This is a genomic window from Tenacibaculum sp. nBUS_03, assembly GCF_051201695.1.
Classification (GTDB): domain Bacteria; phylum Bacteroidota; class Bacteroidia; order Flavobacteriales; family Flavobacteriaceae; genus Polaribacter.
Genome location: NZ_CP179214.1, coordinates 3,347,594 through 3,370,694, shown reverse-complemented (window position 1 = coordinate 3,370,694; position 23,101 = coordinate 3,347,594). Strand labels below are relative to the sequence as shown.

Sequence of the window (23,101 nt, the reverse complement as noted above, 5' to 3'; positions counted from 1 at the left end):
GTAAGTAAACTTTTGTGAAGCTTCTAAAACAGAAGACTAATCGTAAGTTAAATAGGTCATTTTACTTTAAAAGTATATAAGAATCTTTATATACCGTATAATTACCCTCGACATTTTACTAACTACTATATAACTGTTTCGTCATATTCAAGATCCTTTTTCTCATCATCATTAACCCATACCTCAAGATCAATTAATTCTGATAAACCACGTATGGTTTTCAACTTAAATACTTCTTGCAATTCAAGCTGAATTCCATAGTTTTTATTAATAGCTGTAAGTAACTGTATAGCAATAAGTGAATTTCCACCATGATCAAAGAAATCATCTAACACACTAATTTTGCTTTCATCAATATTCAATGTTTTAGACCAAATTTGAGTAATTTTCTTCTCAATATCATTAGATGGAGCAACATAATCATTTGCACTCTTTACATCTAACTGAAGAAGTTTCTTGGTATCTATCTTACCATTAATTGTAAGAGGAAACTCATCTAATTTAACCCAAGACTTTGGAACCATATACTCTGGAATTAATTTTGATAATTCATCTTCTATTTTGGTCTCATTTATTCCTTCTTCAGCAATATAAAAAGCAACTAGTTCCTTATTCCCTTCTATATCTTTTACAACAACATGATTATTTCGAATTCCTTTTATAGCTGATAATGTTCCTTCAATTTCTCCAAGCTCAATTCGATAACCTCGTAATTTAACTTGATTATCTTTTCTTCCATGAAATACTATTAAACCATTTTCAGTCCATTCACCTATGTCTCCTGAATTATAAAACCTTTTGTCTATTCCTTTATAAGAAACAGTAACAAAGCTTTTACTTGTTAATTCTGCATTATTAACATATCCTCTTCCTACTCCCTTACCTGCTATGTAAATCGTACCTTTTACTCCTATAGGAACTTGCTTTAAATCCTTGTCTAGAATAACCATTTCAGTATTTGCTATAGGTTTCCCTATTGGGATGTTAGTTAAACCTGCATCTCCTCTAAACACTTCATAAATTGAAGTACAAACTGCACATTCAGTTGGTCCATAAGCATTAAAATATCTAATTCCTGTTTTAATAACTTCAATTGCTTTTTTAGGATTTGCAGCTTCTCCAGCTGTGGTAATTATTCTCAATGTATCTAACTCGTCAAGAGGTAATGTTTCTAAATAACTTGGAGGTAATGTAACAATTGTGGTATTGGTTTTAGAAGCTAACTTACAAAAACGTGTAATATCAGTTATATCTTTATCTTCAGGTATTACTAATGTAGCTCCACTGTATAATGCCATCATAATTTCATATACAGAAGCATCAAAGGCTATTGAGGCAAACCACAAAATAGTATCTCTATCATTTACATTCAACTGCTTTACTATATCTGTTGACATGTTTACGTTACTTCCATGTTCAATCATAACCCCTTTTGGCTTTCCTGTAGAACCAGATGTATAAATAACGTACGCTAAATCGTTAGAAGTAATATTAGTGTTAAGATTAGTTAATTCTTCATTTGTATAATTTAATGAATCATAATTTACAACACAATCTGCAACCACTTTTTTATCTATAGTTTTAGTATTGTTAATTAAAACTCTTAAACCACTATTTTCAATAATATAATTTATTCTTTCTAATGGATATTTAGTATCTATTGGTAAGTATACAGCTCCAAGTTTAAGTACTGCTAAAATAGATATAATAGCTTCATCTGACTTAGGTAACAAAACTCCTACAACTTCCCCTTTACTAATTCCAAAATTTTGTTGTAAACTTCTTGCTAATTGATTTGCTTTCTTATTTAAATCTTGATAATTATATGATTTTTCTCCATACCTAATTGCTATTGCCAATGGAGTTTTATTTACCTGGTTTTCAAAAACTTTTACTATTGTATCGTTTTCTTTATTTGAATTAACCATAGGACTAAATGAATTTAATAATTGATTTTCTTTTTCTTCTAGTATTTCAATATTTGCAATCTTTACAGTTTTACTTTCACAAACTGCTTCGATTATTTTATCAAAATAACTCATAAATCTTTTGATAGTACTTTCCTTAAATAGTTGTTTGGCATACTCTATAAAAATATAATTGTCATCTTCTCTTTGAACAACAATCATGTTAAGATCAAACTTTGATTGATTATACTCTATATCATAAAGTTCAACATTAAGACTTGAACTACTTGTAATGATAGAATCTTGTTTTACAAAATTGAAACTTACATCAAATAAAGGGTTTCTAGTTAAACTTCTCTCTAAATTAAGTTCATCTACTAAATCTTCATAAGGACATAATTGATGGTCAAGATCTGTTATACTACCTTTTTGTACTTGCTTAGCAAATTCCTTAAAGGTTACACTTCCTTGAAATTGATTTCTAATTGCTAATGTATTTATGAAAACACCTGCTATACTTTCCAAATCGTGATGAGGTCTTCCTGCTACTGGCGTTCCTATAACTATGTCTTCCTGATTAGATAATTTATACAATAAAACATTATACATGGATAAATATAAATTATACAATGTTAAGCCCTCATCTTGTGCAATTTTCTTTAACTTTTCAACTTTACCACCATCTATCTTAATTAATAAATTCCCACCATTATCTGCATTTTTAACTGTTCGTGGATAATCATACGGCAATTCTAAAACTGGTGCTTGTTTAGAAAATTTATCTAACCAATACTTTTTATGTTTTTCTATCTCCTTTTGTTGTTCTTTTTGATTTTGCCACATAACAAAATCTTTATATTGTATTCGAAGTTTTGGAAGTTTATCTCCATTATAAATAGAGAATAGCTCTTTTAAAATTATATTACTTGTTACTTCATCCGAAATAATATGATGAGAATCTATGATTAATAAATATTCTTCCTTAGAAATTGTTACAAGTCCAACTCTGAGTATTGGAGCCTCACTTAAATTAAAAGGCTCAATAAAATTTTTAACGACACCTCCGAGGTCTTTATCATACGCTAAATCATTTATTGAAAAGTTAACTTCTGGCATAACTCGCTGAGAAAGTTCTCCATTTATCATTACAAATTCTGTTCTTAAACTATCGTGTCGATTAATTAATTCAACAAAAGAACTTTCAAGTTTTTCTTTATCTAGACTACCTTTTAATGTAATTGCAGTTGGAACATTGTAAGATAATGATTCTTTGTTATACTCATGGGCAAAATACATTCGCTTTTGAGAAGAAGATAAAGGATAATACTCTCTTAACTCTGAAACTGGAATTTGAAGATGATCTACAGTTACAGATTGAGCTACTAAATTCCCTAAATCCTTAACAGTAGGATTTTCTATAATCTGTTTCAAAGAAACTTTTACAGAATACTCTTTTTTAATGTTATTTGCCAAATATACCATTTTTAAAGAATGTCCACCCAACTCAATAAAGTTACTATTACTGCCTACCTTATTCTTATCTACATTAAGTATTTTTGCATAAAACGACACTAATTTTTGTTCTATTTTATTAGATGGAGCAACAATATTTTTATCTTCATGTAAAGTTGTATAATCTGGCAAAGACTTATTATCTACTTTTCCACTTACAGTAAGTCCAAATTTTTCTACAAATGCAAAATAACTTGGAATCATATAATCTGGTAAAAACTTACCTAAATATTCTCTTAATTCAGAAACTTTTATTTTGTCTGAAGATTGATAATAAGCTACAATATGTTTTTCTCCTTCAGACTCTTTGAGTAATACTACAGAGTGTTTAATTTTTGAGTATGCATTCAGTCGTTTCTCAATTTCACCTAATTCTATTCGATATCCTCTTATTTTAACTTGATTATCTTTTCTTCCATGAAATTCTAAGTTTCCATCTGGTAACCATCTTACCATATCTCCAGTTCTGTATACTCGGGGTTCATGAGATATAAATTCTGTATTAAACTTCTCCGTGGTTAATGATTGGTCACCCACATATCGCTGAGCTAATCCATCTCCTGCAATACATAACTCACCTATCACACCAACTGGAACTAATGCTCCATGATTATCTGTAACATAAACACGTTCATTTGGTAAAGGTTTTCCTATGGGGACACTTGTTAAGTTTTCAATTTCTCTTGGATTAATCTTATAAGAAGTCGAATCTACACAAGTCTCAGTTGGTCCATAAAAATTATACAATTGAGTTTTTTCTCCTAAACTAGCATAAAATTTACTAACCAATTCTTTTGATAATGTTTCTCCTGCTATTAACCAACTTGATAATTTTTTTAACTCAGCATCTTTTTCTAAAGAATCTACCAATAATCTTAAGTGTGTTGGAGTACCATCTGTTACATCTATTTCGTTTCTATTATAAAACTCTAATAACTTAGCACCATCTTTTCTAATTTCATCACTCGTTATATAAAGACTGTGCCCTAACAATAGTGCTGTAAAAATTTGTTGCACTGAAGCATCAAAAGCGTAAGATGCTAATAAAGCTACTCGTAATGTCTGATTTTTATAAGGTTTATATACTCTTTCTTCTAAACCTTTAACTAAGTTCATTACGTTACCATGACTTATCATTACCCCCTTAGGATTACCTGTAGAACCTGAAGTAAAAATACAATAAGCTAAATCTCTAGCTTCAGTTTTAAAAGATACACTACAAGCACTTTGGGTATAAATTTCTGAAGAATCAATGGATTGTACAGGAAGATATGCCGAATACGCCTCTATATACTCTTCTTGAGTAAGTAAAAAAGTTGCCCTACTCTGATTTAGCATATAACGTATACGTTCTTCTGGAAGTGTAGGATCTAATGGTAAATATCCTGCTCCCACTTTTAAAGCTCCCCACATACCTATTATCATATCTAAAGAGCGATTAATCAGTAGCCCTACTACATTAGGTATTACTCCTTCTGAAACCAAATAATTAGCTACTTTATTCGACTCTTCATCCAATTCTTTATATGTTAATGTTTTTCCTTCGTGAGAAATCGCTATTTGATTTGGATTTAATGCAACATTTTTTTCAAACATTGAGACTAAACTATCATTATTATCAAAAACTAACTTCGTATCATTAAAAGTGTTTTTTAACATCTCTACTTCCCTATTAGGAAGCATATTAATATTCTTAATTTTAGTTTTTGGGTTTAGAAGTACTTCATCTATTATCTTTTCAAAATACTTCTCAAATCTATCAATAGTAGTCTTCTTAAAGAGACTAGTATTATATTCTAAATTTATCTCTAAACCTCCTTCTAGCTCATAAGCCCTTAGGGTAAAATCAAACTTAGTTACGTTATAATCATAATTATATTTTTCTATGGACAACCCCTTACTATAGGTATTTAACTCGTCTAATTTCATGTACTCAAACATTACATTAAACAAAGAATCTCTATCTGAATAATCATTTTTAAGAGCCATAACTAAATCTTCATAGGCATACTCTTGATGGTCATAAGCCTCTACCGTTTTTTCGCTTACCTCTTGTAAAAACTCTACGAATGATTTTTCTGCTTTTGGGTAGTTTTTAAGAACTAATAAATTTATAAAAGCACCTACAACTCCATCTAAATCTGAATGTGACCTTCCTGATACAGATGACCCTATTACTATCTCTTCTTGATTACTAAGTTTAGCTAAAAATAAATTATAAATAGTAAGTAATACAATAAATAAAGTTGTGTTTTCTTCTTGAGCAAAATCCACTAACTTTTTTGCTTTTACATCGTCTAAAAATAATCGAGCTTGTCTTCCTGTCTTTTTTGTATTTTCAGATTTTGGATAATCAAAAGGTAACTCAAGAGGAGCTGGCAACTCATCAAATTGTTTTACCCAATACTCCTTATCTTTATTAATCACCCCTTGCCTTTCATCAGACAATTGCCAAATTACATAATCTCTATATTGAATTTTTGGCTCCTCTAATGCTTTATCTTCGTAAATAGACATTAAATCACTTAATAACACACCTGTTGAAACTCCATCAGATACAATATGGTGACAATCAATTATAAGTATATGCTCATTTTTTGTTACCGGAATTATACCGGCTCTAATTAAAGGAAGCTTACCTAAGTCAAATGGTTTTATAAAGTTTCTTATTGCTTTGTTTGGATTTTCACTCTTTTGAAGAACGTCTATAGAAAACATAAATTCCTGGAGTACTTTTTGCTTTAAATCTCCTTTAACAAACTCAAAAACAGTCCTCAAACTCTCATGTTGTTTGACTATTTTGTTAAAAGCATACTCCAATTTACTAATATCTAATGCTCCTTTAACTGTCAAAAATATAGGTGCATTGTAAGCTATAGAATCTTTATCAAATTCATTTCCATAATACATTCTCTTTTGAGTTGATGATAATGGGTAGTAATTTCTATCATTTACAGTTGGTATAGACGAATACTTAATAGTATCTGAATCCTGAATCAACTTACATATATGTTTGATAGTAGGATTTATTAAAATTTCTTTTAATGGTACTTCTACACCAAACTCATTTTTAATATTATTAATTAAAAAAATCATCTTAAGAGAAGCTCCTCCTAATTCAAAAAAGTTGCTATTTACACCTATTGTATCTGGTTGTAGGTTAAGTATTTCTGACCAAATTTTAATAAGTTTATTTTCTGTTTCACCACTTATTTCTTTAATTTCTTCTTTATTAATCTCTATTTCTAAAAGTGACTTTTGGTCTATTTTACCTGTAGATGTATAAGGAAAACTTTCCATAAATACATAATGAGCTGGCACCATATAATCTGGCAGAAGTGAATGTAAATATTCACTTAAACCTGAATCCTTTATTGGCTCTACAGATTGGTAATATGCAATTAACTCTTTTACTCCATCCGTTTCTTTTACCAAAATAATACAATTAAGTATTTTACTATGGGTATTTAGATGAAACTTAATGGTTGAAAGTTCTATTAAATGGCCTCTTAATGTTAACTGATTATCTCTTTTTTCGACAAACTCTATACTACCATCGGATAATCTCTTTACCAAATCTCCAGTCTTATAAATATATGATTTAGGTTCAAATGGGTTTTCTAGAAAACTAATGCTTGTCTTTTCTTTATCGTTAAGATAGCCTAAACTTAAACTATCTCCTCCAATATAAAGTTCACCAATAATTCCAACACCACTTAACCCCATATCAGAGTTCAACACATATGCTTTAGAATTCATTACTGATTTACCTATTAGCACATTACTTACTGGTCTTTCATCTACATTATAACATGTTGCATGAACCGTAACTTCCGAAGATCCGTAACAATTCACTAGCTTTCCAGAACCTAAAATATCGTATGCTTTTTGAACATGTTTCAAAGAAGCTTTCTCTCCTCCAAAGAATAATTTACGAAGTGGTAACAAGCCTTCTACTTTTTCATCTACAAAAACATTGAAAATGGCTGTAGTTAAAAAGGCCAAAGATATTTTATTATCTTTAATTACACCTGAAAGCTTTTCTATGTCTGTAGTAGTTTTTTGATTAATTAAATATAGTGTAGCACCATTAAGTAAACTACTAAAAATATCAAATACAGAACCTTCAAAAGCTACATTTGAAAATTGAAGTATACGATCATCAGCTAATATTTTGGTAGCTCCTTTTTCCTGTGTAAGTTTCACAATGTTTCTATGGGGCACAATCACTCCTTTTGAGCAATTAGTAACGTCAGACTTATAAATAACAGAAGCTATATCATTAGGTGAAACCTCATTAAAAAGACTATTACTAGAATGTTCATTAATTGCGTCCATTTCTTTGTTTAAAAAAATTTGCTTCGTTTCCTCAAAAGAATTAAGAACTTCATTATTTGTTAGTATTATTTTTAAACCTGCATCTTCTATAATACTTGATATTCTATTGGTTGAATATGAAGTATCGATAGGTACATACCCCCTGCCTGACTTTAAAATACCTAAAATACCAATAATCATTTCAATCGATCGATCTACACAAACACCAATTAATGGAGATTTATTTACATCAACTTTATTAATATGTCTCGCTAGTTTATTAGAACGCTCATCCAATTCTTTATAAGTCAATTTCTTGCCCTCAAAAACCAATGCTATCTTATTAGGATAATCTTTAACCTGGGTTGAAAAAAGATCAAAAATGGTATTACTTTTATTATATTCTAAATCAGTTTTATTAAAACTAATCAATTGTTGAGCTATTTCCTCTTGTGATAAAACATTTATATCCTTAATTAAAACTGAACTATCTAAAAATACTTGATCTATAATGTTTAAAAAATAAGACATGAAACGAGCAATCGTATCTGATTTAAATAATTCATCTCTATATGTAATATTTAATTTTAGCCTGCTATTAAAATCTAAAATTGTAAATAAAATATCAAATTTTGCCTGAGAAAATAAATCTTCATACAATTCTGCTTGCAGATCTGAACTCTCTAATAAAGATTCATCTTTGATTGGCTGATAACCTAATATTACATCAAATAATGGATTTCTACCTGAAACTCTTTCTATGTTCAATGTTTCTACTAAATCCTCATAAGGATATAATTGATGCTCGAAATCTGCTAAATTATTTTTTTGAACTTTTAATAAAAGGTCTCTAAAAGTTAAATCTCCTTCAAGATTATTTCTTGATGCTATTGTATTAACAAAAAAACCAGTTATAGGTTCTAAATCAACATGAGACCTTCCTGAAACAGCAGTACCAATTACTATATCATTTTGATCTGTTAACTTATATAATAACACATTGAAAAAAGTTAGAAGTACGGTATACACTGTTACCCCTTCAGATTTAGAAATATTTTTCAATCCATTCGCATAATTTTCATTCAATTCTAAAGTATGATGTTTACCTTCGATATTAAATTTTTTAGACCTTGGAAAATCATAAGGTAGTTCGAGTGTTGTAGTTTTTTTAGAAAATCTATTCAACCAATACTCCTTATGTTTAACTACTTCTTTTTGATACTCTTCACCTTGTTCCCAAACTGCAAAATCTTTATATTGTATTTTAAGCTCTGGTAAATCTTTTTGATCATATAATGAGAAAAGCTCTTTTGTCAATATAGAATTTGTAATTCCATCAGAAAGAATATGATGAGTATCCATTATTAAAATATGTTCGTATTCTGAAATAGATGCTACTCCAATTCTAAATAATGGAGACTTACTTAAATTGAAAGGCTTTAAAAACCTTTCTAAAACTTCTTGAACACTTTTTACTTTTTCTATGGTAGAAATATTAAATTCTACATCTGATAAAATTCGTTGCACTAATTTACCTTCAAAAACCTCAAATATTGTTCTTAAACTTTCGTGTCTTTTAATCAATTGCTCAAAAGCTAACCTCAACCTTTTTCTATCTATACTACCTTTTAAAGTTACTATCATAGGTACATTATACTCTATAGTATCTTTATTATACTCGTATAAATAATACATTCTTTTCTGAGAAGAAGACAAAGGATAAAACTCTCTTTTTTCGGAAGCAGGAATTGATACATAATCTACTTTTGAAGATCTAGAAATAAGGCCTTCTATATATTGAATATTAGGATTTCCAATAATGTCTCTAACAGATGTTTTAACACCAAATTCCTTATTTATTTTATTACTTAGAAAAATTACATTTAATGAATCTCCACCACAATTGAAAAAATTACTATTAATACTTATTACTTCTTTATCTATATTCAATACATCAGCCCAAATAGCTACTAATTTATGTTCTATTTCATTAGTTGGCGCTAAATATTCATCTTCTCTAATTACAGTTGGCACTGGCAGTGCTTTTCGATTTACTTTTCCATTAGGTGTAAGAGGAAAATCTACTAAATGAACATAAAAAGAAGGCAACATATATTCTGGAAGATTTTCAGATAAAGAGTCACGCAGTATTGAAGTATCAATAGCTTCTTTTGACTTATAATACGCTACTAAACACTTTTTAACTCCAATTTCTTTCATCAATACAACACTATTTTTCACCTCATCTATAGCATCTAGTTGAAACTCTATCTCTGATAATTCTATTCGAAAGCCTCTTAATTTTATCTGATTATCTTTTCTACCTACAAAATCAAGATTCCCATCAGGTAACCATTTTACCAAGTCTCCTGTTTTATATAAATGTGATCCTACTTCGTATGGATTATCTATGAACTTAGCATTTGTTTTTTCTGTATCATTAAGATACCCCATAGAGACTCCATCTCCTGCTATGTGGAGTTCTCCTGTAATTCCAATACCACACAAATTACCTGAATTATCAAGAACATATGCTTTAGTATTATTTAGTGGCTTACCTATAGGTACGTTATTAACAGGCCTTTTATCAAACGAATGACTAATAGCAAAAACGGTGGTTTCAGTAGGCCCATAACCATTTACCATTTTACTTGGCCCTAGTACATCATATGCTTTTTGAATATGTTTTATAGATATTTTCTCTCCTCCAATTACTATTTTTCGTAAAGATGATAACCCTTCAACTTCAGTATCTACAAAAACATTAAATAATGCCGTAGTAAAAAAGGTTATAGTTATTTCATAATCTTTTATAATTTTTGATAAAATTTTTACATCTGAAGAAACTGTTTTATCGATTAAACACAATGTAGCTCCATTTAACAAACTGCAAAATATATCGAATACAGAGCCATCAAAAGCTACATTTGACCATTGTAATACTTTGTCTGTTTGTTTCACAGAAATAGGTCCTGTTTCCTTAACTAACTTAATAACATTTTGATGATTTACTAAAACTCCTTTAGGCTGTCCTGTACTTCCTGAAGTATAAATAACATAAGCTAAATTATTAAACTTAGATACAACGATCTCTCCTATTGATTCCTTTCTTATTAAATCTTTATCTACATCTAATAATATATTTTCAACATCTGCAAATAGCTCTGAATACGATTTTTGAGTCACAATTAATTCTAGACCAGAATCTTCGATCATATGATTAATTCTACTCATTGGATACGTAGCATCTATTGGGACATAACCTCTACCTGATTTTAATATTCCTAGAATACCTACAATCATATCTATAGAACTATCTACACAAAGACCAACCAATAATGATTGTTCATTATCTTTTTTATTGATATATCTAGCAAGCTGTGTTGAACGCTTATCTAACTCATTATAAGACAAACTTTCCCCATTAAAAAGTAACGCTATTTTATCAGGGTTATTTTTCACTTGTGATGAAAATAGTTCTATAATTGTTTTATCGCCTTCATACTCCAAACTTGTGACATTAAAATCATTTAATTGTTGACTAATCTCAACTTCTGGAAGAATTTGAATATCCTTTAATACAATTGAATTATCTTCAATTACACTTTTAATAATCTCTTTATAATAATTTCTAAAACGCTCAACACTTTCTCTACTAAATGAATTTAAAGAGTAATCTAAATGAAATTTACATCCTTGCTCTGTTTCAATTATTCTAAGCACTAATGGAAATTTAGAAACCAAATTATCTTGAATAGAGTCAATTGATAAATTTAGATCTGAAGATGTAGCGTTGCCCCAATCAAAATTATAATATTCAAAAGCAATATTATATAGAGAATTACTATTTGAATTTTTTTCAAGTTTCAACTCTTTATATAACTCTTCAAAAGAATAATCTCCATTTTCTATACAACTTAAAACATTTACTTTAATACTTTGTAAGAAATCAGAAAACTTAAGGTTCTTAGATGGATTAGACCTTATAGGCAATGCGTCAATAAATAAACCAATTAAATCTTTAAACTCTTTATCCCATCTTCCAAGAGAAGAGGTTCCAATAACAATATCCTCACTATTCGTTAATCTAGATAACAAAACATAGAATATAGCCAATGTAACACTAGACATTGTAGCTTTTTCTTTTTTACATAATTCACGAAGTTTACTTTCTTCTTCTTCATTAAGATCGAAGATTACAGAATCACCGTCAAATATTTCATGTTTTTTACTTTGTGGATCAATTGGTAAATTGATAGGCTCAACATGTTCAGCATATTGTCTCATCCAAAACTCTTTTTGAGACTCTAAATCTAAACCGTTGATTTTTTCAGTATTCCATTCAATAAAATCTCTATACTGAAACTTTAGAGGCTCTATCGATTCTTGATTATATAACTGGTTAAATTCGCGTATTAAAACTTCTAAAGAAGCACCATCTAATACAATATGATGAACATCTAAAATAATTTTTGTGAAAACATTACCTTTTTTACAAGCTAAAACCCTTAGTAATGGAGGGTTGCTTAAATTAAAAGGCTTGATGTGTTTTTTAACCAGTTCTGATGAATCTCCATCATTAACTATATCAATTTCAAAATCAAAATCATTGTGAATTTTTTGCACTGGAATCCCATCAAAAATATCAAATGAAGTTCTTAATGCTTCATGCCTATTAATTATTTCTTTAAAAACATTTTCACATCTTTCAATATTCAAAATACCATTTACTTGTAAAGCTACAGGAATATTGTACGCTAAAGACTGATTGTCAGACTCATATAATGCAAATAATCTTTGTTGAGTTGTATACAAAGGATAATTTTCCTTTACCAATCCTTTTTTAACTTTAGATAATAATTTTCCTTTAGAGTTTTCAATCAATTTCACTTGGTCTTTAAAATCAACACAAGTAAACAGCCTTCTAACATCTATAGTAATACCAAAACCTTCTTCAATTTTCCTTGCTAACTGAGTCATCTCTATTGAGGTTCCTCCCAAATGGTAAAAATTAGCTTCTGTTCCTATATTCTCTAACTTAAAAAAATCTTGCCATATTTTAACTAATGTATATTCTGTTTCTGAAGCTGGAGTTGAATAAGAATTGTTATCTATATTTTCATTTACCTTAGTATATTGTTTATTTAAAAACACACCTTCCTTCTTTCCTATTCTTCTCTCAACAGGTATACTTACCCCATTGCTATTATGATTTTCTTTCCATGAATAAGAAGGTAATACCATAAATGGTAATTTATCTATCCATCTTTCCCAATTTAATTCGAAACCTAACGTAAAAAGGACCGATAAATTTTCAAAAAAGTTAAGCTGTTCTGTTGTTTTTCTATTTAACGTTTCTAAAAATGAATATGAATCATCATAGTTTAAACATTCTTTCATATTATTCTTTAACCCTGGATGGGGACTAACTTCAATATAAACAGTATGTTTATCTCTCGCTAAAGCACCTATTGCTTCAGCGAAACGAACAGGTTCACAAACATTTTTCCACCAATAATCTTTATCTATCTTTTTTCCTGAAATTTTGTCTCCAGTTACTGTAGAATACAAATCTATTGTTGTTTTTTTCCCTTCAATATTTTTCAAACACGCTAGTAATTCCTCTTTAATTGGTAACATCAAAGAACTATGAAATGTACCTGATATATCCAAAAGATGATGAAACACATCCATAGTTTTGTATAGTTCTTCTAACTTTTGTATGGTATCTTTTCTACCAACTAAAGTCACTGATTTTGGACTATTAATTGCCGCTATGAAAACATCATTATATCCTTTTATTGTATCTTTAACTTCTGCTTCAGAAATCCCAACAGCAAGCATACTCCCAGCTCCTGAAGTAGTATATTCCAATCTACTTTTATGATAACTTACTAATAAAGCTTCTTGTAATGTTAAAGCTCCTGAAATATATGTTGATGCGACCTCTCCTAAACTATGACCTACAACTGCATCCGGTGAAATTCCATAATGCTCAAGCAATCTAGTTAGTGCTATTTGAATAACAAAATTAGCTGGCTGGGCTATATATGACTCTTTAATTTTAGATACCTTCTCTGGCTTTTGCATTTCTTCTAAAATTGACCAACCAGAAATCTTTTTAAATTCAACATCACATTCTTTAACAACCTTATTAAAAAGAGGTTCTGTATCCATAAGCTCTCGTCCCATATTCCACCATTCTAACCCCATTCCGTTGTACACAAAAACTATACTTGGATTTTCAGGCTCTGAGCTTCCCATAGATACTCCTTCCAAAAGAACATCTTCTCCAAATGACTTCATCTTTTCTAATAATTCTTGCTTGGATGAAGCTACAATTGCCAATCTTCCTCGATCTAATGACTTCCTATATATTACATTACTTAGTATTTGTGGAAAAGCATTTTCTTCATCCTCAATAAAATCTCTATACTTTAACGTTAACTCTTTTAAAGCTTCATTACTTGTTGCACAAATAGGAAAAATAAAATGATCTTCTTTTTTTAACTTATATTTTATATCATTTATTTGTGATGAAGAATTTGAGTCTGAAAATCGACATCCCATCCCCTTAGAATCTATAGGTTTATTTTGGTTTTTCATGATTTGTAAATAATAATTAATGAAAAGTATATCGATAATTGACATAGCAGTAAATCAAGACAAGATACCCCAACAATACCTCACTCATTGATGCTTTATATATCAACAGTTCGTTACTTCCAAAAAGCTTAAGAGTTAAGCTTAATTTATGTTTCTATTCAAGTGTAATAGCCTTAATTGGATTTTCTGAAGAGGCAGACCATATTTTTCCACTTATTGTAAATAATACAATTAAAAAAGTAGTTAAAACAACTATTATAAAGGCTACAGGATTAATACTAACACTATAAGCACCTATCTGAGAAAATTGAAGTATCAAAAAATATGTTAATATTAATCCTAATGTTGCTGCTAATGCGTAGAGTATAACATATTCTTTTAAAATAAGTTTAAACAATTCTCTTTTTGTTGCTCCTAAAATTTTATGCATTGCTATCATTCTCTTTTGCATTTTTAAAGAAAATGATATTAATGTATAGAGACCAACAATTACTAATAAAATCGAAATAATAGAAGCAAGCATAAACATTCTCATTACATTTTCAAGCGCAGACATATAACCTGCATCCATACCATCTTCTAAAAACCCAAATTCTATTGGTTTTTCTGGAAAATGTGAATTGAAAGTTTTATTAATTAAACCCCTAGTTTCTGCTTTATTATTATCATTTACTTTTATCCCTATTACAAAATATTTTTTATCATCTGAATTCATGTTTAACATCAGAGGAGGGATTTTAAGTGTTAACGAAACCTGATCAAAATCTTTAACCACTCCAATAACTTTAATCTTTCCATTATCAAGCGTTTTTCCTATTGGGTTATCCCACCCTAAAAGCGAAACTGCTGTTTCATTTATTACACATGAGCTCTGTTTATCTGTAGAGTACTCTTTAGAAAACCATCTCCCTTCCTTCATTTTCATCTTAAATACATCTATAAAATCATAATCTACTCCATATGTGGTTAAACTAGCCTTATCATCAGTTTTATTTCCTTCCCAATTTACTTTTTTCTCGTCTCCAAACCCTAAAAACGGAGCACATTCTGAAATAGAATAGTTCAAAACATTAGGATTTTCAAGCAATGTATTTTTCACAACCTCTACACGATTTAAATCCTTACTGTCAGATATCTTTACCCAAGTTGTTAATACATTTTTCTTATTAAAACCAAGATCTTTTTCTTTCAAATAATTAATTTGTGAAACAATATAATACGAAAGAACAATTAATGGAATTGTAACGAATAACTGAAAAAACACTAACCCTTTACGTAGACCTCTCCTACGTTTAATAGAGGTATTTCCTTGAAGAAAGGATGTGATTTTTAATGATGATAAATAAAACACAGGATATAAACCTGCGACTATACCAAAAAACACACTAAAAAATAAAATCTTTAAAATAAATAACCAACTTCCTCTAAATACAAATGAAAGTTCCCTAGAAACAACAGAATTAAAAACAGGGAGTAAAATAATCACCAATACACTTGATACTATTATAACACTGATAACCTTAACTAACGACTCCAATATAAATTGTGCTTGTAATTGTCTTTTAGAGATTCCTAAAACTTTTTTCATCCCTATTTCTAACTCTCTATTTATCAATTTTGTGGTAGTCATATTGATATAATTGACTATTGTTATAAAAGCTGTAAAAAAGACAATTATTATAAACAAGTTAATGATAATCATCGTATTTCTTCTACCTCCCATAGAATCATTTCTGACACCTAATGTTTTTAGATAAATATCTTCTACAGGTCTAAGATTTAGAGTTTGAGTAATGCCATCCTTAAAATCATTATGCTTTGCTAAAAGGTTTTTTATTTTATTAGATAACCTATCAACATTTGCATTCTTATCCAACAAAATATAAGTAGAAACATAACTTTCTCCCCAACCTTTTTCCATTTCTGAATCATAAAGTTCTTTTAGCGAATTAAAAGAAATAATATATTCCATTTTGAAATGGGAATTTTTCGGATAATCTTTGAAAACACCAGTTACATTTAAAATATGCTTCTTGTTTATCTTTATAGTTTTTCCTAGCACATCTCCATTTGGAAATAATTTTTTCCCTAGAGACTCAGATATCACGATACTCATAGGTCTTTCTAAGGCTTTAAATCGATTTCCAGAAACAAACTGAAAACTAAACATCTTTAAGAAATCATTATTTGCCAATATACCTTCTTGTCTAGGATATAATTTATCTCCAATAGCTAGAAAATTACTTGTATACTTTGCACTTACTGAGTGTTCAATCTCAGGAAAAGAAGATTTAATTTCTTTTGATAATTCAAAAGGTGTTGAGTCAAATATTTGATTTTGTACTTTATCGTTTACAACCCTTTCTACTCTATACAACCTATCATTATTCTCATTAAAACTATCATAGTTTTTTTCATAAAAAACATATAATGACATTAATATAATAGTAGTAAGACCTACTGAAGCCCCTAAAATATTGATTAAAAAAGATTTTTTATCTTTTTTAATTTCTCTAAGCACTAGTAAAAAATTAAGTTTTAGCATAGTTTTAAAATTTAAAATGAAATTTTCTATTGATTAATACTACTCGAATAATACTAATGTTTCTTTTGTTTGATGAGTTAATTGCCCCATATCCATTTTGTAAATGCTATCTGCCAAACTAAAATATTTATCATCATGAGAAATGATAATTAGTATTTTCCCTTCTTCTCTTAATTTCACTAACAAATCATTATAAAAGAAATCTCTAAATCCAGGGTCTAAATCTGCTGCTACTTCATCAAAAAAGTAAACAGGTCTATCTTCTAAATAAGACTTCAAAATACTTAAGCGTTTACGCTGTCCTTTTGATAAATCTATGGTACTAAAAACTCCATTCTCAATGGTTACTTTATCCGATAATTGTAGTACATTCAACCATTCATTTACCTGATTAAGCCTATCTTCTTTAAGATCATACAATTTTTTAAACAAATAAAAATCACTATAAATAACCGAAAAACACTCTCCTAACATTTTCCTACTTGTTTTCATCTCATTTATAAAAATATTCCCTGAGTTTGGTTTATAAAGACCTGTTAACAGTTTTAAGAAGGTAGTTTTTCCACTACCATTTCCACCAATTATAAAAACTAACTCACCTTTATTCGCCTTGAAATTTATTGGTCCTATACCATAATTTGTATTTTCCTTTTCGTTTTCATAACTAAAACATACATCTTTAACTTCAATACTTTTAACAAAAGGAATTTCATTTCTATCCATAACTTCAATAGAAGTTGCTTCTTCTATTTCTGCGTCTTTTATAAATGCTTTAATTCTATCCAATGATACTTTAAGACTAACTACTTGAGGTAATCCGTTTAAGATTATTGTAATTGGTCCCCATAAAAATAAGACTACCAAAACATAGGCTGTAACTACTTCTTTATCTAAATTAAAAATTAATGGAAAAAGTAAGCATGATGCCCCCATAGCTACAGTAAAAGATAATTCTGAAAACACATTTGCATCAATTCCTACATTAGCATAGTCACGACTTGCAGCATATGACTTCCTACTAGATCTTTCCATATCTTTTTTATATTGCCCTATCTTAACCTTATGTAAAACCAACTCTTTAAACCCTTTTATTAGTCCAGATATAAAGCTAGTATACTCTTCTCTCCTTTCCCTTGCTATATTCCCTGTTTTATTAAGTCGTGGTACTAGCATAGCAAGAAACCCCATTATAAAAACTATGATTCCTAAAAGTGCTAATGAACTAACCCAATCAATAGTAAATAAATAAACCTGAACTACAATCAAAGTTATCACATTGGTATATGTCATAATTATATCTTGTGAAAAAGAAAAAATTGTTCTAATATCATCATTCAGTATGGTATGCATTTTACCCTCCTTTACTTGTTCTTGCTTTCTGTAAGGTGTTTTAAAAATTTTATCTATTATTAAAAGATTAAACTTATGAGCTGTTAAAATCCCAAGATTAACAGTTTCCCTTTTACTAATTCTAGTGGTTACTACATAAATTAAAGTATTCATAGCAAAAAATAACAAAAGGTATTTTGCTTCATAATCATTAGTAAGAAATTTACTTATAATCATTACGTTAATTGCACTAGCTATGCCTGGAAACAAACTCAAGAATAGTAGTTTTGGAGTAATATTATAATACTCATTTTTATGAGGCATAAAAATTGACGCTCTTAATCCTGCATAAAAACATAAAATCCCAATCCCTAAACTAAGAACTTCTTTTCTAGCTTCTAAATACTGAGACGCTCCTTCTGACCAAAAATTAGGATCATAAAAAGCTAAAGGTATTGTGTATAAAACTGCCAATACTGGTACAACAACTAAAAACCCTAAAAAATAATTCAATATATTTTTTCCAGTAAAAAGAAAAATTCTTTTTTTCTTCATCTTTTGGTACACCACCAGCCCCAAATATAAAACTCCTATTAAAGCCATTATACTATTGGCTATATACGATACTTTTGCTATAATTTCCATTTTAATTAATTTAAGATTTTATTTTTTTTTAGATTTTTTGTCACGTTTTTATTTAGTCTGATATGCTTATTACGGGTACCAACTAATAAAAAATAAGTAATTGATATCCTTATCTGAATTAGTAATTAACTCAAATGATTAGATTTAAAAACATTCTAAATGTTTTTAGCTTTTAATTTTTTATGATAATTTTTAATAGATGTTGTCTAAACAATACACCACCTGTTACAGAAGTTAATTTTTACTTTGTCATTTTAAAAGGTTGCCCCATTGCTGTTAAGGTAGTTCGCGCTCCAACAAACGGGCGTCTTCCATGGGAAAACATCATATTATCAAGTAATAAAAAATCATCTTGTTCCCATTTAAAAACAATTGAATTTTCTTTGTAATAATTAACAAACTCTTCTACTACTTCTGGCTCTATTTTTGTGCCATCTCCATAATACGTTAAAAATGGTAAATTTTCTTCTCCCAAAAATTCTAAAACTGCAGGATCATAGTGACTATTAATTCCAAAGAACATATGATTAAACCACATGTCTTTACCTGTAATGGGATGCTTATGAATCGCTTTTAATTTCCAAGTTACTCTTAGATGATCATCATCAACCCAAGTATAATCATATCCCAAATTTTCTAAAGTTTTATTTACTTGATTCTTATCGGTTGTTTGATAAATAGTTTCCCAATCTAATCCAATACCTGGAAGACTATTTCTCATATATAACACCCCTTTATCTTTAAATTTTTTAAGTGTCCCTTCTTTTAAACTCTCCATTAACTTTCTTTCATCGGCTATTGGAGTTTCTCCTCCTTCTGAAGCTGGAACTAGAGAATAGAAAGCGATTATTCTATTATATTCATTAGAATACGAATTTTCCGTATGCATATGAATCGTTTGATCATTTGGATGACTTGTAGAAGTGTATACATTACTATAAACCCTATCTCTCGGAGAAGTTCTATTTTTATATTCAATAGCTTCTCCAGAAATAATAGAAAAAAGTTTATTAAAATTTTCAGCTCCCCCAATTTTAAACCCCCTTAAAAGTATTGCTCCTTTCTCTAGTAATATATTATTTAAACTATCCCTATATTTGCTAGCCCATTCAAAAACATTAACATCACCTAATGAGCTTATTGTAAAAGGGTTATTTTTTGAAACGTTTTGATAACTAACGTTTTCTCCTAACAAAAAATCATAACCTGGTTTTAATTCATTAAAAGTTTCCATTTTGTCAAATTAGATTATTTTAAGTACTTGCTGCTTATACTATTTTATTCTAAGTGTTTTAAAAAAACACATAACTCTAAATTACTCTAGTAATACTCCTTCTTCTGTTTGTTTAGCCAAATTCAGATAATGTCCTGCTATTGCCATATCAAAAACAGCCATTCCCATTGGGTTAAACATGATTGGTTGTTTATCGTCTAAAGTTTCAAAGAATCCATTAAGTACATCTTGCATATAACTCACTTGACTCTCTTCTAGATGATTTACTTTATGAAACATTTCTATGTCTGTATTCTCTCTACACACTTCATTCCAATCATCTACTACCATACTCTTTTCAAACCATGGAAATACATCAGTTTTATAGTCTCTCAAAGAAACATTCAAATGTAGAGATGAATCTTTGGGTTTTTTATCAATGTATGGTTCTTTTGATACTGTACAAGTAATAAAAATATCGGCATTCGCATATGCTTCTTCCCAACTGTTAACTATGCTAATTTTTTCTTCTATTGAAGAATTTATATCATCTTTTGAAATATTTTTTAAATCATATAAAAGCACCTCCTCAAGAGATTCTCCTAATAACTCATTACACATTTCTAAATGATACTGGCCAATTGGGCCAAAACCTATTAAACCTACTTTGACACTCTTATGTCTTTTTAGTTCCATAAATTTCTTAATCATTAAACCACTAACGGAAGCTGTTCGGATTGCCGATATAGAACCACTATTTATTATACTAACAGGTTTCCCTGTTTCTGCTTCATTTAAAACAATAACACTATGCGCTCTTGCAATTCCTTTTTGTGGATTATCAGGAAAACTAGCGATCCATTTTATTCCTGATCTATTAATCTTACCTCCAACAAATGCTGGCATTGCAATAATTCTATTTTTTAAATCTCCATATCTTAAATATGGCTTTATTGGTTGAGCAATATCATTTGACTCTATACATCGAGTAGCCATTTCTATTGCTTTAATGTTTTGTTCCCAATTTAAATCTATATCCTTTATATTTTGTTCCCCTAAGTATATCATTATCTTTAGTTCTTTTTATTATTTTTTAAATAGCAATAGGTTCTGAGCAAAAATTTTTCTCGCTGTATTCCTTTACCATTTTACACCATTCATCATTATAAATGGTACTTATATATCTTTCTCCTCTATCTGCAAACACGCACATTATGTTAACACTTGAGCTTACTTTATTGTTTTCAAAATACTTTTTTATTCCTGCATAAACAGATCCTGAAGACCCGCCTGCATATAAATTATGATTTTCTAATAATTCTCTACAAGAATGTATTGTTTCTTCTTCATTTACATAAACAACATCATCTATTTTTGCATATTCTATTATATCCGGTTTCATGCTTGAGCCTATTCCAGGAATAAATCTTTTACGGGACTTTCCTCCAAAAATTATTGATCCTTCTACATCCACTGCAATCACTTTTGCATTAGGATAATGTTCTTTTACTTTTTGAGAAACACCAGTTATTGTTCCTCCTGAACTTATACCCATAAACAAATAATCAATTTTTTGTCTTGGAGCTTCTAAACATATTTCATTGCCTAAAGAATTATAATACGCCCTAGCATTCAATGGATTCGCATACTGGTTTACCCAATAAATATTATCCGTTTTATTTAGTATTTCTTTTATTTTTTTAATCCTGTTTAATAAATACCCCCCATGAGCATCAGCCTCAGTTATACGAATGACCTCAGCACCTTGAAGACGAATTAACATTTCATTTACTGGTAGTGTAGTTTTATCTATTACACAAATAAATTTTAAACCATTATGCTTAGCATATGCAGATAGAGCTACACCAAAATTTCCTGAGGAAGATTCTATTAAGATTGTTTCTTTATTTATAGTTCCCTCTCTCAGTAACCGATTTATAATATAACATGCCGCTCTATCTTTTACACTACCTGTTGGATTATAGAACTCTAATTTTGCAAAAACGTTCAAATTTCGTTCGTTCGTAATCGGAAGAAATGCCATAGGAGTATTTCCTATTTTATTTAAAATATTATTTACCATGATTTGGATAATTTAAAAGATTTTTTTAGCATTGAAGCAGGTGAGCTACTGCCAAACCTTTGAAATTATAGCTTGGTAGTAGTTTACAGAATGTATTATTTATAATGATAAATCAAATCGTATATGCTAAAAACACGATTTATTAACTAATCATTTCATAACAAAAACAAAATAACTATTGGTTAACTCAGAATAGCTTCTTCTTGTTCTTTTTTATTTTTTACCATATTTTCTGATACAATTTGCCCGTCTAAAAGATTAATTACTGTATCAGCATACTTTGAATCTCTTTCTGAGTGTGTTACCATAATTATAGTAGCCCCATCTTTATGTAATTCACTTAATAAATTCATTACCTCTATTCCATTTTTAGAATCCAGATTTCCAGTTGGTTCATCTGCTAAAATTAATTTTGGATTAGTAACTACCGCTCTAGAAATTGCAACACGTTGTTGTTGTCCTCCAGATAGTTGTTTAGGAAAATGTTTTGATCTATGATCAATCTGCATTCTTTTTAGTATTTCTTGAACCCTAGCCTTTCTTTCATTTTTATCTATCTTCAAATACATTAATGGTAATTCAACATTTTCTTCAACTGTAAGTTCGTCAATCAAGTTAAACTTCTGAAAAACAAACCCAATATTACTTTTTCTTAATTCAGCATACTCCTTTTCATTAAATCCACTGACTTCTAATCCATTAAACTGATAACTACCACTATTTGCTCCATCAAGTAAACCTACTACGTTAAGTAGTGTTGATTTCCCACATCCTGAAGGCCCCATTATTGCAGTAAACTTGCCTTTCTCCACTTCAAAACTAATATTATTTAGTGCCAAAGTTTCTATTTCTTCTGTTCTAAAACTTTTATTTAAATTTTGAATCTTAATCATTTTGATTGATTTTATTTGTTAATTAAAATAACTCTTTCTTATTGTTAGTTA

7 protein-coding genes are annotated in these 23,101 nt (G+C 29.1%); all 7 read right to left on the bottom strand.

Annotated features, from left to right (window positions below; all coding sequences use genetic code 11):
* Positions 1-125 precede the first annotated feature (125 nt).
* The 7 genes from ACMFBB_RS15330 to ACMFBB_RS15300 all read right to left on the bottom strand — a co-directional run bounded on the left by ACMFBB_RS15330 (position 126) and on the right by ACMFBB_RS15300 (position 23,050).
* Positions 126-14,342: an amino acid adenylation domain-containing protein gene (locus tag ACMFBB_RS15330; protein WP_435261619.1), complete on the bottom strand. Its 14,217-nt coding sequence runs from the start codon at positions 14,340-14,342 to the stop codon at positions 126-128.
* A 154-nt stretch (positions 14,343-14,496) separates the two neighbouring features.
* Positions 14,497-16,887 (bottom strand): ABC transporter permease, encoded by a 2,391-nt coding sequence (locus tag ACMFBB_RS15325; protein WP_435261618.1) that lies wholly within the window; start codon positions 16,885-16,887, stop codon positions 14,497-14,499.
* A 39-nt stretch (positions 16,888-16,926) separates the two neighbouring features.
* A complete protein-coding gene (locus tag ACMFBB_RS15320; protein WP_435261617.1) occupies positions 16,927-18,861 on the bottom strand; it encodes a cyclic peptide export ABC transporter in 1,935 nt (644 codons plus the stop codon).
* 241 nt (positions 18,862-19,102) lie between these two features.
* Complete coding sequence (locus ACMFBB_RS15315) at positions 19,103-20,095, bottom strand: TauD/TfdA family dioxygenase (RefSeq protein ID WP_435261616.1); 993 nt, start codon at positions 20,093-20,095, stop codon at positions 19,103-19,105.
* A gap of 81 nt (positions 20,096-20,176) precedes the next feature.
* A complete protein-coding gene (locus tag ACMFBB_RS15310; protein WP_435261615.1) occupies positions 20,177-21,142 on the bottom strand; it encodes a 2,3-diaminopropionate biosynthesis protein SbnB in 966 nt (321 codons plus the stop codon).
* Positions 21,143-21,167: 25 nt separating this feature from the next.
* Positions 21,168-22,157, bottom strand: coding sequence for a 2,3-diaminopropionate biosynthesis protein SbnA (sbnA, locus tag ACMFBB_RS15305; RefSeq protein ID WP_435261614.1), 990 nt, complete (start codon positions 22,155-22,157; stop codon positions 21,168-21,170).
* A 182-nt stretch (positions 22,158-22,339) separates the two neighbouring features.
* The gene (locus ACMFBB_RS15300) at positions 22,340-23,050 is read right to left on the bottom strand and encodes an ABC transporter ATP-binding protein (RefSeq protein ID WP_435261613.1); all 711 of its coding nucleotides are present in this window, start codon (positions 23,048-23,050) and stop codon (positions 22,340-22,342) included.
* Between the last annotated feature and the right edge of the window lie 51 nt (positions 23,051-23,101).